Genomic DNA, 15,414 nt, shown 5'->3' on the forward strand with positions numbered 1-15,414 from the left:
TCTACATTTTTAGCGAACTTTCTCCAACCTATTCGATCGAGAATTGCAGCGCCTTCTCTCACCAGCCAAGTTTTTTTGCTCAGCACCCTCAAACAGCTTTCTGGCGAATTATTGAAAAACTCCGACGGTTCCAAATAGTTAATTAGTTGCAAACAATTTTGAGCGCCTTGTTTGTAAAGGAGTGCAGGGCGAGATTGGGCGATCGCCTGCTGGGAGTTAACAATAATTGTAGCAATTAATAAGCCTGCAAATCCCCGATAAATAAATTTATAGTTAAGTTTTAACAGAGGTTTTGTTTCTCTAACAAACAATTGTCCTAGCTGAACTATAGCAATCAACAGCAAAATCGAATTAGTCGTATATCTCGAAGATTCGATCGCCTGAACCGCCCCAAATTCTGCCCTCCCAGCGGTAATAAACAAAGACGATAAAACCGAAAACAAACCTATTAACAGCCAAGGTAAAGCCTCACGATGCTCGGTAATCTTTCTCCCAAAATACCATAGAAAAAATATAAAACTTGCGAATATTACCAATCCTACCAATGCTGAAACTCCGGGCGATCGCACAATTGGCGAACCCAACAAACTCAAAAAATAATCAATTACCACCAGCGGCTTACTCAACAATGAAATAATACTTGTTTTCCGGCTCGGATGATAATCTATTGAGTAAATAGCACAAGTTGCCACAAACAGCAACATCCATACAATTAATCTGATTTTTTTATGTAATCTTTTTCCTTCTAAAGCCATCACAGCCGGAATCGCCACCAACCAAGAAAGCAAACCTTGAGCCAGGGAAAAACTAGCAATAAAGCAGAATACAGCAGCAAGAGATATTCTAATTTTAGGCGAAAATTTGTTATTTGAAACCAGCACACTAACCGCTGATACAAAACACAAATTTACCAAAAACCAGGCTAATTGAAATCCCCAAAGCCAGTTTTCGTACTGAACCAGGGAGAACACCAAAATACAAGTTAAAATATTAGCTAAATGCCACAAATTATCTCCATTTTTAGCTTGCAGAGAACCTAACTTGTAGGTGGCGATAAAAGTTAGCACCGCCAAACCTATACTGAGACACAACTGATAATTAATATTCCATCTAGAAGCAAAAGCCAGCAGCGAAATAATTATTTTCGGGAACACTATGCGGTGATTGCTGTGCAAGGCCCAAAAATCGTTAAAAGTTATATTTCCCTGAGCGATTTTTTCAAACAAGGGGGCTAATCTCCACTCGTCATCGATGGGAACGTTGATGCTAAAATTCGCTACAAATCCGATTAACAGGACAACAGGAATTAGGTATAGACTACATAAAATAATTTTTTTCATTAACATCAAATCCGGTAGCATCGGAAGTGTAAAATCCAGTCAACAGTCAACAGTCAACAGTCAACAGTCAACCGTCAACCGTCAACCGTCAACCGTCAACCGTCAACCGTCAACTGTTCGCTACTTAACAGTCTTGAACGTATCCAGTTTGCCAGTAAATCGGTTGATAAACATCTGCAAAACAGTCCGCTTGCCGATGTTGATATTAGAGCTTACGGCCATTCCCGACTGCAAGTTAACTTCCTGTTGATTTGGCTTGTCCTTGTTCAAAACAAACTGTTGATTTTTGAGCTTGATTTTTGTTTTGAAAGCGTAGTATTTCCGCAATTCGGTAGGAGGCTCAGCATCCTTGCTAATCTCTTTCACTTCACACTCAGCAGTACCAAACTCCAAGGCAGGGAAAGCTTCAACATTTACATCAACAGGCACGCAGGCGTATTTCGTCAGACCCAATTTCTCTCTATTAACTTCCTTCTCAGGACAAACGCAACTTTTACCTTTTTCGCAGTCAATTTTTTCTCCATCTAATTGTTTGTCGTGATACGGCTCCAATTTCTCGCGCTTTTGTCTCATGGCATCCAATACCAGAGCTACGTTGCTGTTTTCCAGGTAAACAACTGCTTCCAGACCGTTTTCGTCGTCCAAAACCTTGAGCAGTTTCTCAGTTTGCTGCGCTTCATAATAAGCTTCTTCGCAGCGTTTCGGGCGGGGTTCCCCAGGCTTCAGCACTGAGTTAATAATGGATTGGCAAATCGGATCGTTGGCTATATTTAACTTCGCATCCTCCTTCTTAGAAGGTTTCAAATCAAAGATTACCCCCGATACTGGAGACTTCAGCACTTGAGTGTCGCGGTTTTGCTGCGCTTTTTCTAGCTGAGCATTTACCTCGGACAGCTTTTTGAGGTTTTCCACTTTGAAGCGGCTAAGCTGAGAATCGCTGCTGGCAATTTGTTTTTCGTTATCAGCAATTTTGGTGTACAGTTCTCTGGCCCAAGCATCCTTAGTGTTTTTCAACTGTTCTTCGGCGCGGGCTATAGACTCCTGAATGCGCGCTTGCTCTCCTTGCTGGCGCTCTATTTCTGCCGTAATTTTTTCGATGTCGCCTTGACGCGCGTTCATTTCGCCTCGGCGCGTATTTATTTCACCGAGGCGCGTGTTAATTTCGCCTTTGCGGGCGTTGATTTCACCTTCGCGCTGCTTGATTTGATCTTGCTGTTTGAGAACCTCGCTTTGCCCTCTGAAAACATCTTGTTCTTGCTTTTCTTTTTGCAGTTCGGCGATCGCTCCTTCCTCTACCAAGGGGCCTAGCCTGCCCAGAATGGCTTGATTAGACTTCAGTACCTGTTTGGATTTCGCTAACTGTTCGTCAGCCAAATCTTTCTGAGCCAGAGATGATTTGACTTGCTCTTGCGAAGAACCCAATTGTTGCTGAGCATAATTTAATTGGTTCTGAGCAAAACCCAATTGTTGCTGTGCTACGGTCATTTGAGCGCCGGCGGCTTTCTCAGCATTCTCAGCTTGCTTCAGTTGTTTGTCCAACTCCTGAACTTGACCTTGGGCGGAGGCTACGCGAGAGAGAAATTCCGATCGATAATTAACATAAAGTCCTTGCTGGGAGGAATCAAAATTTCCGCTGGCTCCCCGGTTGAGGTACAGCTCGTCAATCAAAGCTTGCAGCACTTGATTTTGTGCCGCGAGGCTCTGTCTGTCCTTGATTGTCGATTCTAAATTAGAAGGAATAGGGCCTTGAACTTTGCCGCTAACAACATCTTCGTAAAATTTATTTTCTTTTTCCAGGGCCTCTTTAGTTTTCTGGACTGACGTTAAATCGGCTGCGGGTGCTATGGGGTTGAAAGTGAGCAGAGGCTGGTTTTTTTCCACGCGATCGCCATTTTCAACGTGAAGTCTCACCACCGCCCCTGTAGCAGGAGCTTGGATGTCTCTAGCACCATCTTTTAGTTCCAATTGGCCGACAGCCGGGACAGCTTGCTCTACGCTAGCAAAATAAGCCCAAACTACACCGGAAGTGGTCATCAGCATGATCATCCACAAAAACAAGTGCGACCAAATCGCTGGTTTTTCTAGAATGATTGGTTGCTCAGAAAGCGTGATCGATTTCATAGCCATTTGTTACTTCCCAAATTATTAATTGTTCGTTATCGGTTGTGAGTTGTGAGTTGTGAGATATCAAGTATTCGATGACTCTTGTTGTTGGAAGAGGCAATAGTAACGTCCTTTTAGAGCCATTAATTCTTTGTGACTGCCCTGTTCGACTACAGAGCCTTGATCCATCATAATAATTATGTCGGCGTTTTGGATGGTAGTCAGGCGGTGAGTGATAAAAAACACCGTGCGGCCGGCAAAAGATTCTGCTAAGTTATTGCAAACTTGGCGTTCGGAATGATAGTCGAGGGCGCTTGTAGCTTCGTCCAAAATCAGCAGTTTCGGGTTTTGCAAAATCGTCCGGGCGATCGCCAAACGCTGTCTTTGGCCCCCAGAAAGCGACGCACCCCGCTCTCCCACCACCGTATTGTAGCCGGCAGGCAAACCCATGATAAAATCGTGAGCCACCGCTAGTTTTGCCGCCCGCACAATCTCATCCGTACTCGCATCGGGATTGCTCAGAGCAATATTTTCTTGGACTGTACAGTTAAACAGCAAAGTATCTTGCAGCACCACGCCTAGTTGGCTGCGGAGCGAATATAATTCCACCTTGGCAATGTCGTAACCGTCAATAAAAATCCGGCCCGACAGCGGCGCGTACAGACGCTGCAACAGCTTCATCGCCGTACTTTTCCCGGAACCGCTTCCCCCCACAATTCCCACAAAACTGCCAGCGGGAAATTCCAAATTCACATTGGCTAATTGCAGCGGCCCGCTTTCTAGGAATCGGAAGGAAACCTCCTCATACCTAACATCCCCTTGAATTGCCGGCAGCGGGATATTGCTCCTGTCTTCCTCGCTGGTTTCCGTCGGCGTATCGACCACATCCTTGAGCATATCGATCGACATCGAGACTTCTTGGAAACTCTGCCACACACTCACAAATCTGAGCAGCGAACCAGTCACGTTCCCCGAAAAAATTCGGAAAGCAATCAACTGACCCAAAGTCATGTCATTTCCCAGTACCAAATAAGTTCCCACCCACAACTGAGCCAAGTTACCCACCTGGTTTAAAAAGCTGCTAACCGTACCTGCTGTAGTCCCCGTGATAATTGTTTTAAAACTGGCTGTAATGTATTTTGCGTAGCGGCTAGACCACTCCCAGCGGGATTTCAATTCAATATTTTGAGCCTTAACAGTTTGAATTCCGCTGACTACTTCTACTAGATAAGATTGAGAGTCAGCAAAACGCATATTTCTTTGTTTGATCAGGCGCAGCACCAGCGGATTGATCAGAATAATCATCAGCGCCAGTACCGGTATCACTGCCAAAGATACGAAGGTTAGCTTCACGCTGTAGGAAAGCATCACCGCGACGTAGACCACCGAGAATACTGCATCGAGAACAACTGTTAAAGCTGTACTCGTCATGAATTCCCGAATCTGGCCCATCATGCTGAATTTGTAAACCAAATCTCCGACGCGCCGGTTGTCAAAGTAATTCTGCGGCAGCCGGAGCAAGTGGTCGATTACTTCCGCACTCAATTTAACGTCGATGCGGTTGGAAGTATCTATAAATAAGAAGGTACGCAAACCGTTTAGCAGTCCTTCAAACAGGGCAACACCTAACAGAAACGCCCCCAAAATATCCAAGGTGTCAATGCTGCGCTGACCTAATACTTTATCAATAATTACTTGAGTGATTAATGGGTTAGCAAGACCGAATAACTGTACAAAAAACGAGGCTAACAGCACTTCAAAAAACACTGTTTTGTGCTCCATCAGTGCCGGCACAAACCACCAGAAGCTGAACTGCTCTTTTTGCTCGACTTGCGGAGCTTGCAGCAGCAGAACTTCTCCTAGTTCTCCCCAGATTTCTTTAAACTGAGGTATCCGCTTCCGCATCAGCCCCTTTTCGGCCGTTGCCATCACCAATTCTTGCTCGGTGATGCTGTAAATAATGGCAAAGCTGTCTTCCCATTTAATCATTACCGGAGCTTTGATGCGGTTGATGGCTTCGGCTGGGACTTGCGCTAATTGGGGCGTGAGGCCGATGCTTTGGGCGATCGCCCCGCAGGCTTGCAAGTTGATCGCACCAGCGGTTTTTAACTGATTTTCTAGAACTTTGCGGATGATATCCCGACGAAATTTGATGCCGAAATACTTGCTCAACATTTGGAAGCAAGCTAGGGGGGCATCTATTGTTCCCTTGGCACGGAAAATCGGATATTTCGTATCCTTTGGTACTTCGGCTCGCGGGTCTGCAGGAGGTGGTGCGGGCTTAATCTCCAGCGATTTTTCACCACCAAGGGACGTCACGCCTGGGGCGTGTGTCGGAGTTTCGATTTGTGACTCTGGTTGCGGTTCTGGGGGCTCGCGGAAGCCGACCAAGCGCGCGCCGGCGCGGCCTTCTACTTTCAAGGATTTAGCTGCATTTTCCGCAGAGAAGCGGCTGCCGGTGGGAAAGTCGCCCAAGACGCCGCTGCTGACGAGCCAAATTCGATCGGCATCTAAGTCTTGGGCGAGGTCTTGAGTTTTTTTGTTGCCGTTTGGCACGTTGACAACTGTCGCGTCTTCCCAAGCGTGCACCGTGAGTTCCTTGAGATTGGAAGTACCGTCAGCTTGGCGCTGCAATTCCAGGCTCAACAGTTCAAATACTTCGCTCAAAGAACAGTGTTCGCGAAAGGCTTCTCCAAATGTCGGCTGTTTTTCTACTGCGTTCAAGAAATCTTCAGCAGGTAGGACGATCGCAATTACGTCTGTAGAGGCGATCGCCGTTTCGCAGGGAACTCCCCTGACCAAGCCAGCCCAGCCGAGAATTTCCTTTGACTGCACCAACCGCAAACTGACGTGGCGCTGCGATCGCTGGTCAAAGCCCAGCAGCCTCGCCTGACCTTGATAAATAATTGCCACCTGAGTCGGCATTTTTTCCCGTTCAAACAGGGGTTGCCCCGTCCGGTAGCCGAGGAGTTGGCATTTAGCCACCAAGGCTGACAAAGCCGTCTCTGAGAGTCGGTCAAACGGGGGTGTTTTAGCTAAAAAATCCTGAATTTGGGAGAGGGAAACAGCGGCAGAAGTCATCCGATTTTAGATTTTTAATTTTTGATTTTAGATTGATGTCGCGGCCGCGCAACCGGGGCAACATACCCAATTGCTTGCGGTCACGATATGGAAGACACCGAAGAGAGGGGCTGTAGCGGGCCAATTTCCGATACCTGTTGGGTCAGCCAGCTTTCAAAGAGTTCGTTAATCAAGCGCAGCCGCATCGATTCGTCGAGCTGGGCCGGCATGAACTGTTCTAGTCGAATAATTACCATCCATTCTGCCAGAGGACGCGGCGTCCAGAGTTGATTTGGCTTGCTGACGGACAAAAGTTTGCTGATTGCCGGGTGAGGCTGGCTCAGGGGGACGGGGCCCAACAAGCCGCCGGACTTGGATTCGGGCCCTTCGGAAAAGTCGCGTGCCACTTCAGCAAAGCTTTGTTCCCCTTCCAGGATGCGAAAGTAAAGTTCGTTTGCCAGTGCTGGATTTTTGGTGCGTACCAGGGAATAGACTACGTGGTCTAGGCTGGCTTTGCGGGTTAAAAAATAATTATCTACTTTAGGTCTCCAAGTCTCTTGCTTAAATTTTTCGATCAGCAAGGGCCTGACGGCCATCTCTTGAAGTTCTTCTGCTGTCATATTTTGTTGGCGCAGCCAAGCTTCTTTGGCTTCCGGGGCTGTCAGTTGGTGCTGTGCCAGAAAGTTCTCAACAGCGGATTGACGTTCTTCGTCACTGCAACTAAAGGATGCGATCGCTTGGTCTACTATTACACCCCGCAAGAATTGGGGCATCAACTGATAGCGCTTCAGGAGCGATGGCATATCCTGAGCTTGAAGTAATTTATCGCCTATTTGAAAAAGTCCTGTCATTTTTTTATCTCCAACTGACTTGCGCTTTCCCTTTTAATTTAGCTGTGGCAGGAAAAAAGCGACAACCACTAACCTCTCAATCCCCCGATGATAGCAGAGCGTCAAGAAAGCTAGCGCTATTGCTGTGTATTTCTTGACGCTTTGCCCCGCTAAGGGTTCCTTTCAAATAGTTTGCCTATCCGGTAGGAGTAAGCGCGACTGTCAAGAATTTTGGGGTTGGCCGCCATTGTTTGCTGGACTCGATCCCGATAGTGCCGGCGCAGTTTTGGGTTGGTTCCCAGTGCTGTACTCAGCTCTATATAAGAGTTCTCGCTCTGTGCTACCAGTTCCGGAAGTTGTAGTTCTTCGAGGACTGCGGCAGATTGGCGCGATCGAGTTTTTTGCCCTTTTCTTGCCACTACTGGCAATCCCACCAACAGCGCTTCTGCAGCAGAGCAGATATCGCTGCACGGATAGGACTCTAAATATATATCAGCCAATTTCAGACATTTTATGCAATCTGCACGATTTGGTAACGCACGTATCACAACAACCCGCTGTTTGTCAATCCCAAATTTCCCTAGGGTCGATCGAATTTGGTTGTAAAAAGACACCGCCGCCCAGCTTTCTCGGCCCGAACCAAAAGGATACAAAACTAAAATAGAATTCGGTACAGCAGCAATAATTTTTGCCCAAGTTTCTCTCAATTCTGGGATAATTGTCAAAGCTGGAGCGCCCGAAACGAACACTACAGATTCATCAGTGGCTCCCCAACTGCTGCGAGTCGGTTCAACCCTCGCAGGTGCTGGCGCTACCGGATAGCTCAAACAAACTCCCGAACCTTCTAAAGCAATTAATTTTTCGCGGTACTCTGCAGCAGCACCTGCGGGCAATGTCAAATCTCCAGCAATCAAATAATCGATATTTCGCGCAGCAGTGGTGGTGGGATTTGATGCAGCGGTAGCCATTTGCACCCGCGCCAGTCGGTGCAAACACAGCAGCGCGGTTGTTTGGGAAGTTTCGGCGATATTAGTGCAAATTAGCAGAATATCTAAATCGTGCGATCGAATTTCCTCTACTTGCTTCGACAAATCCTCCGACAGTTGCACCATCTTGTCAGTGCAACTTTCGCAATATTTCCCCAATCGCTCATCCAGTACCTGGAAATTGTACGCGATAACTTCAAATTTGTCTCTGTCTAAATATTCAAAAGCTGGAATCGCCGCCAAAAACTCTGGATTCAAACTAATTTCATCGAGCAAAAAACCCACTCTAATTTTAGTTCGTCCAACTTCTCTAGGAGCAAAATCCCAGTTTATTTGACAGCCGAGATTTTTCAAATGAAATTCCATAATATCAGCTCGCTGACTCAAAACATCGAGCAGATTAGCATCGCTCAAATACAAATCCTTAAAGCTAACATTCTTAACAATAAAATCAGCCAAATAACGCCAAACTTCCGCATCGGGAAAACGGGCAATATTAGTAGCGACGTACTCTATCAACCCCTGGAAATATTCCGAGTATTTTTCAACATCTCCCTTCTGCTGAAAACAAGTCGGAGATTGAAATAGAAATTTGATAAAATCCTCAAAAAACCACTGGGGAATCGCTGCATTTTTATACTCTAGCCGCAACTGATAAGCCTCCCCGTACAGCATCGCTGCGAGAAGATATTGAATCTGCTCGGCAATTTCCCCTGCTTCAGCAAGTTTCGCGGCCAACGGCTGCACAAAACTTTGTTCCGACTCAGTTAAAACTTCATATTTCAGGTGGCTGTCCATCAGCAATTGATGAGCTTTTCCCGCTTCTTGCGAATAAGCACTTTCTAATTTTTCGGCTGGGAAATTCAACCAATATTCCGCTAACTGTTGGCGGTATTGGCGCATTTTTTCCAGAACAGACTTGTTTGATGGCGATTTTTTATACTGTTCCACCAGCGCTGACAAATCAGATATACTGGGCTGGGTTCTTAGGGCTAACTTTTGGCGGATTGTCTGTTTAATTTCGCGATTCAAAAAACTGTATTCAGGACTATTTAGTAGTTTTTTGTAAAATCTGACCGCATCTTTATGATTTTCCCCAGCCGCAAAGTTTTTCCAGGTTTGTTGTTCGGGATGAATCCGCAGAGAGGAAAGTTTTTCGTCTACAAATCCGATGTGATAGCTCCCCATGATTCGCCACCACATATCTAAGTCTACATACTGAGATAAGCCAGAATCAAATAATCCTATTTCTGCAAAAACTCTGGCGGCAATTAACACGGTACTCGGTTCGCCAATTTTGTTAATCGGGTTTTTCAAGCAGTTAGCATCTCCCAGCAATTCTTTTCCGGGCTGGATAGATTTTAAATTCGACCAACTTTTATACAAATCTTTAATTGATTGGGAAGCTTTCCGCAAAATTGGGTGAGATTCATTTTCGGCTATGGTGATGCCGCGCGGGGAGAAAACCATGCCTATCTCTGGGTTTTGTTGGGCGAGGGCGACCATTTTTTCGATACATTCTGGTTCTAGCAAGTCGTCTTGAAACAGAAATTTAATGTATTCGCCTTTGGCTTGGGATATGCAGAAGTTCCAGTTTTGCGATAAGCCGTAGTTGCGGTGGAGGATGATGCGGAAATCGGCGGATGTTTGGGATTGGAATGATTGGGCGATCGCAATTGTGCGGTCTGTGGAGCCGTCATCGGATACAATCAGTTCTATGTTGGTATATGTCTGAGCCAAAGCACTTTTGATTGTTTCCTCAATAAACGCTTCTCCGTTGTACGTCGGAATGCAAATGCTCACCAAAGGCTGCCAGTTTTGCAGTTGTGCTTTTGATGGAGTTTGGGGTTGTGACGGCAACAAGTCAGCCGGATTTTTAGCAGGCTCTGTTTTGGCTGTTGCTGACAGAGGCAAGCTGCGAAAATTATCGGTAATCTCGGCAATATATTCGAGACGTTTTCTAATTTTATTGCCTGTAACTTGCGGGTTGAGTAAAGTTTTGATTTGTTCAGCCCCTACCGCTCCAATTTGTCGAGCTTCCCGGTAATTGTTGAAAACTTTCTGCATTAAATCAGCAGCGTGTCCGACATCCGGTTGGGCCCAAACATTGTCTTTTTTGTAAGGCCCGCAATCTCGCTCAATCGGGATTAATTTATACTTGACTAAAAAGCTGTTGCCGACGTTCATAAATTCTGTATTTGATGAATAGCCGGTGGCAATTACGGGTTTGCCGTAAAACATCGCCTCAGCCATTGTTAAGCCGAATCCTTCGCAGCGGTGCAGCGATACGTAGCAGTCGCAATTGTAGAGCAAACCGTTAATTTGATCTTTGGACAAATACCCGTCTAGATGTTTGATATTTGAATTGTTGGCTATAGCTGAGTTTAAGGCTGTTCGAGCTTCTGGAAAATTCTTTGAATTAGAAGATTTGAGAATCAACAGTACGCGCTCATCTGCCCCGAAAGCTTGTTTAAATGCTTGAATTGCCTCTAAAGGATTTTTGCGCTCAATGCGGCTGCAAAAGTCGAATATAAATAGGAAAATAAATTTATTTTTAGGTAAACTCAGTGCTTCTCTGTTGAGGGAAGGTGCGGGTAAAGCGATACTGGGCATGATTTTGATGACGGAAATTGGCGAGACTTGGGAAATTGTTTCAGCACAATAATTGCTGTAAGTCCATATTTCGTGAAAGTGATTAAATGCTGGCTGCCATTCGGGGGGAAATAGGGGAATTTCCCAGGCCCAAAATCCGATATTGTATTTGTTTTGAAAATAGCTGTCACCTGTATGTTTGATAAAGGTTGCCACTTCGTCGGCGTTGACTTGAATTAAGTTGACTGGGTGCGGATTGTCAGGGCTAAAATTTTGATAGGTGGTGTCTTGTTGGCGGTGGGGATAGCGGGTAAAATTGTTGATTGTTAAGGGAATTTTGGCGGCTTCGGCGGCTCGGATGTTTGCTCGAACGCCTTCTCCTATGCCAAATTCGCCGTTGATGTAGCCGGCGATGTTGATTCCTAGATTGGGGTTCATAGTTTTTTATTTACTGAGTTAAGTGTTGGGTGACTTTTTTGATAAAAAAGCTGAATTAATTGATATTCTAAATCGCGCTTGAGGAGGGTAGGAGTTGTGAATAAACGATCGCGTTCTCAATATTTGCTAAGATGTACCAATCTTTGCTGGATGGGGGAACAGGATTTAATTGAACCGCAGAGGGCGCAGAGTACGCTGAGGAAGAGAAGGGAGGGAAAGCAAGAGAATGAGTTGGTGGCTGAAAATTTTGTTCTTGACAAATGTGCCGATCGCCATTGTATACTGGCATCGCCATGCTAACTTTCGGCTGGTTTTCTGTCGCACGGGTTGCTCTGTTTGATTTTACAATAAACTAATCAGGAATTTTAGACAAAGTGATCGATCGCGCCAACCACGATTTCTTGAAGCTGCTACCGCCGGATGCTAAAGTCATTGTCGAAATTGGCTGCGGTACGGGTTCGACTGGTGAAGAATACAGGCAGATAAATCCCCACTGTCAGTATATTGGTATTGAGCGCGATCGCGAAAAAGCTAAGATTGCAGTCGATCGGCTAAACTGGGTGACGGTAGCCGATATTGAAGAACTTGCCGTCGAAAGTCTCGAAATCGCCCCCGGAAGCGTCGATTGTTTGATTTTTGGCAACTTGCTACCCTATCTCAAAAATCCCTGGGATGTCCTCGAGCAGTACAGTGGTTTGCTCAACCAAGACGGGCAAATTTTCGCCGCCATCCCCAACGCTCAATACTGGCGGCGCATTGTCAATCTGTTGCGGGGAAATTGGGAAAATCCCGACAGCAAGATGCAGCACTGGTTTACCCTAGAAAGTGTTAAATCGCTATTTGCTGATGCCGGATTGCAGGTTTACGAACTGCAAGGGAAGGGACACAAAACCGAAACTTTTGTCCGCTTCCAGCAATTGCTGCATCCAATGGTGAAGGCTTTAGAGCTGACAGCGACGGATTTTGCTACGGAAACGGGTGCTGAATATTATATCGCGCGATCGACCAAATCGGCCGTACCGCCCCGCAGACTGCTGATCCAAACTATCATTATGGCTCCTACAGGGTGCGATCGCGTGCGAGTTTTGGAACCAGACAAATTTAGCGCCACAATTCCCGGAGTCCGCACCGTCTCCGGAGTGAAAGCAGCAGAATTAATTAGCCCCCTAGCTGGAGAAGAAAAAGTCTTCATCTGGCAGCGGACAATCATGCAATATCCCGCCTACATTCCCCAACTCAAAGAACTGCTAAAACAAGACTACTTAATAGTAGCTGAAATTGACGACAATCCCATCCGCCGCCGCGAATATGCAGACAACAATTACCTCAGCTATCGCGGCTGTCACTGCGTTCAAACAACGACAGAACCGCTAGCCAAAATTTTGCGGCACTACAATCCCAATGTTGCCGTATTTCCCAATCAATTAGCTTTTCTGCCCCCAGCGCGAATTTACCCAACAGAAAATACAGTCACCATATTTTTTGGTGCGCTCAACCGCGAACAAGATTGGCAGCCAATTATGGCAGCGCTCAATCGAGTTTTAGCCGCACACAAACATCGGATTCGAGTTAAAGTCATCCACGACCGCCGCTTTTTTGAAGCGCTGGAAATAAAGCAAAAAGAATTTGAGCCATTTTGCAGTTACGAACAATATCAAGAAATTATGTACAGTTGCGATATAGCTTTGCTGCCGCTCGTTGCCAACCCGGTTAACGAAATGAAATCTGATTTAAAGTTCATTGAATGTGCGGCGCGGGGAGTTGCGGTTTTGGCAAGTCCCACCGTGTACGAACATTCGATTGTCGAAGGTGAAACCGGGTTGATTTATCGAAATGAAAGAGAGTTTGAAATTAAGCTAAATTCGCTAATTGACGATACTTCTGTGCGCCAAGAAATAGCCGCGAACGCTTACGAATGGGTGCGCGACAACCGCTTGCTGTGCGGGCACTACCGGCAGCGGCGAGACTGGTACTTGCAAATGCGGGATGAGTTGCCGCGTTTGAATGCTGAGTTGCGAGGAAGATTGCCGGAGTTATTTGGTGACTAAATGCGGTAAGATTTATAGTTATTGTGCGATCGTTCTGCTTTATTGTTTAATTTTTAATTGTTACTCCACACCAATGCGAATTCTCTTCACTATTGCTCACTTTTACAATCCCAGCGGCGACGGGAAACACGCTTCCCAGCGAAACGACCCGCAACCCCGATTAAATGCTTTAACTGCTTGCGTCACATCGCTGCAAGCTTTGTACGGCCAATCTCAGTGCATGATTCACATTAGCGAATGTGCAACTATCCCTTCAAATCAAGCTCAAAAGCACGAAATTGACATTGTTGTTTGCACGACTCAAGGCTATCACCTCTTGCCTCAATTGCCGGTACAGCCTAGGTCTTTTATGCACCACGCTACAAAATGCGAGCCGCTGCTGTTGGGGTTTGAGTGTCAAGCAGTTTTGCGAGCGTGTCTTGACAAATACGATTATTTTTGTTATTTGGAAGATGATTTAATTCTGCATGACCCGTGGTTTTTTAGTAAATTAAATTGGTTTACGCATCACGGGGGGAATGCAAATTTGCTGCAACCGAACCGTTACGAAATATCGCCTCAAGGAGCTGTTTTTAAAGCATATATTGATGGCGATTTAGCGGGAGGAGCTACTGCTAAGTTTCAAAATGTGGAGGAGCAGCGGGAGTTGGCGGGAAAAATTATGGAACAGCCAATTTCTTTTGAGCGGGCTTTGAATCCTCATTCCGGCTGTTATTTTTTGAATGCGAAACAGATGGCTCACTGGGCCGAGCAGTCTCATTTTTTGGACAGGGATACTAGCTTTATCGGCCCGCTGGAAAGTGCGGCAACTTTGGGAATTATGCGGACTTTTAGAGTTTACAAGTCAACTCCTGCTTGTGCTAATTTTTTGGAGATTCAACATTTTGGAGCGAGTTTTCTGAAGTTGATCGGTAATAAGGTGAGGATTTCGGAGGAAGGTTGAGTTAAGATATTTAGGTAAGCTGCAATATTTGAGAGGTCGCATGACTCAGGCAACCGAAAAGATTGTCCTCCCCTCTCCCTTCCCCGACCACACTCAACTGCCAGAGGAAGACGGCACTTTCGTGAAGAATTTTCAGGAGCATCCCCAGAGTATTATTTTAACTGATTCGATCGGGCTGGTGTTGCAGGGGCTTCATCCCGACGGGCAATATGCTATAGGCCAAGACTGCGGCATCTACTGGCGAGAAACTGACCCGCTTGAAAAGGGAGCCGAAGCTCCTGACTGGTTCTACGTGCCGAACGTACCACCAAGACTAGGAAATCAGATTCGTCGCTCTTACGTGCTGTGGCGGGAATTCATGGCTCCGATGATTGCTTTGGAGTTCGCATCGGGAGACGGTTCCCAAGAGCGGGATACAACGCCGCTATCGTACTCTGAAGTCGGCGAGGCGCAAAGGCCTGGGAAGTTTTGGGTATATGAGCGGATTGTGCGGATTCCGTATTATGGCATCTATGAGATCAATAGTGGCAGGCTGGAGGTTTACAGCCTGAACAATGGGTTTTACCAACCGTTGCTTCCGAACGATCGCGATCATTATCCGATCGCCCCAATGGGCGTAGAATTAGGACTGTGGGAAGGCAGTTATCAAAACCAGACTATGCTGTGGCTGCGGTGGTGGGACAGCGAGGGCAATTTGCTGCTGACAGGTACAGAACGAGCTGCTGTCGAACAGCAACGAGCTTCCTTAGCAGAGCAGGCTTTGAGTGCAGAATCCCAAGCGCGGCGGGATGCTATCCCTCGGTTGTTGGCAATGGGATTGAATACAGAGCAAGTGGCAGAAGCGCTGGGTTTATCAGTAGAGGAAGTTATATCATTTCCGGTTACACCGTCAGGTGATGTTGACTGTTGACTGTTGACTGTTGACTGTTGACTGTTGACTCGAATTTACTATTCCGATGAAGAGAGGATTTGATATTAGCCGTAGGGTGCGTCAGTATGAAGTTAACGGCCATCGAAAAAATCATCAATACTGACGCACCTTATATGTAGTTGTACGGTGCGTCTGTTCTTAAA

General features: G+C 46.1%; 8 protein-coding genes. 3 read left to right on the forward strand and 5 right to left on the reverse strand.

Annotated elements, in window-relative coordinates:
- From WBA89_RS22260 to WBA89_RS22280, 5 genes are all read right to left on the reverse strand, one after another.
- The coding region (locus tag WBA89_RS22260; RefSeq protein ID WP_424409521.1) for a hypothetical protein at positions 1-1,340 on the reverse strand (1,340 nt) is incomplete at its 3' end.
- A 120-nt stretch (positions 1,341-1,460) separates the two neighbouring features.
- Positions 1,461-3,461 (reverse strand): chromosome partitioning protein ParA, encoded by a 2,001-nt coding sequence (locus WBA89_RS22265; protein WP_424409523.1) that lies wholly within the window; start codon positions 3,459-3,461, stop codon positions 1,461-1,463.
- Positions 3,462-3,527: 66 nt separating this feature from the next.
- A complete protein-coding gene (locus WBA89_RS22270) occupies positions 3,528-6,524 on the reverse strand; it encodes a peptidase domain-containing ABC transporter (protein WP_424409525.1) in 2,997 nt (998 codons plus the stop codon).
- 80 nt (positions 6,525-6,604) lie between these two features.
- On the reverse strand, positions 6,605-7,354 hold the full coding sequence (locus WBA89_RS22275) for a peptidylprolyl isomerase (RefSeq protein WP_424409527.1): 750 nt from the start codon (positions 7,352-7,354) through the stop codon (positions 6,605-6,607).
- Positions 7,355-7,503: 149 nt separating this feature from the next.
- Positions 7,504-11,349 (reverse strand): glycosyltransferase, encoded by a 3,846-nt coding sequence (locus WBA89_RS22280; protein WP_424409529.1) that lies wholly within the window; start codon positions 11,347-11,349, stop codon positions 7,504-7,506.
- A gap of 374 nt (positions 11,350-11,723) precedes the next feature.
- Between WBA89_RS22280 and WBA89_RS22285 the strand changes: the two genes are divergently transcribed.
- From WBA89_RS22285 to WBA89_RS22295, 3 genes are all read left to right on the forward strand, one after another.
- The gene (locus WBA89_RS22285) at positions 11,724-13,397 is read left to right on the forward strand and encodes a methyltransferase domain-containing protein (protein ID WP_424409530.1); all 1,674 of its coding nucleotides are present in this window, start codon (positions 11,724-11,726) and stop codon (positions 13,395-13,397) included.
- Positions 13,398-13,470: 73 nt separating this feature from the next.
- Complete coding sequence (locus WBA89_RS22290; RefSeq protein WP_424409531.1) at positions 13,471-14,340, forward strand: calcium-binding protein; 870 nt, start codon at positions 13,471-13,473, stop codon at positions 14,338-14,340.
- A gap of 40 nt (positions 14,341-14,380) precedes the next feature.
- Positions 14,381-15,250, forward strand: coding sequence for a Uma2 family endonuclease (locus WBA89_RS22295; protein ID WP_424409532.1), 870 nt, complete (start codon positions 14,381-14,383; stop codon positions 15,248-15,250).
- Positions 15,251-15,414: the final 164 nt, after the last annotated feature.

This window comes from Microcoleus sp. (genome assembly GCF_049646505.1).
Lineage (GTDB): Bacteria > Cyanobacteriota > Cyanobacteriia > Cyanobacteriales > Microcoleaceae > Microcoleus.

Coding starts and splice junctions, on each gene's coding strand:
- WBA89_RS22265 (WP_424409523.1), bottom strand. CDS start 3,461: ATGAAATCGATCACGCTTTCTGAGCAACCAATCATTCTAGAAAAACCA.
- WBA89_RS22270 (WP_424409525.1), bottom strand. CDS start 6,524: ATGACTTCTGCCGCTGTTTCCCTCTCCCAAATTCAGGATTTTTTAGCT.
- WBA89_RS22275 (WP_424409527.1), bottom strand. CDS start 7,354: ATGACAGGACTTTTTCAAATAGGCGATAAATTACTTCAAGCTCAGGAT.
- WBA89_RS22280 (WP_424409529.1), bottom strand. CDS start 11,349: ATGAACCCCAATCTAGGAATCAACATCGCCGGCTACATCAACGGCGAA.
- WBA89_RS22290 (WP_424409531.1), top strand. CDS start 13,471: ATGCGAATTCTCTTCACTATTGCTCACTTTTACAATCCCAGCGGCGAC.
- WBA89_RS22295 (WP_424409532.1), top strand. CDS start 14,381: ATGACTCAGGCAACCGAAAAGATTGTCCTCCCCTCTCCCTTCCCCGAC.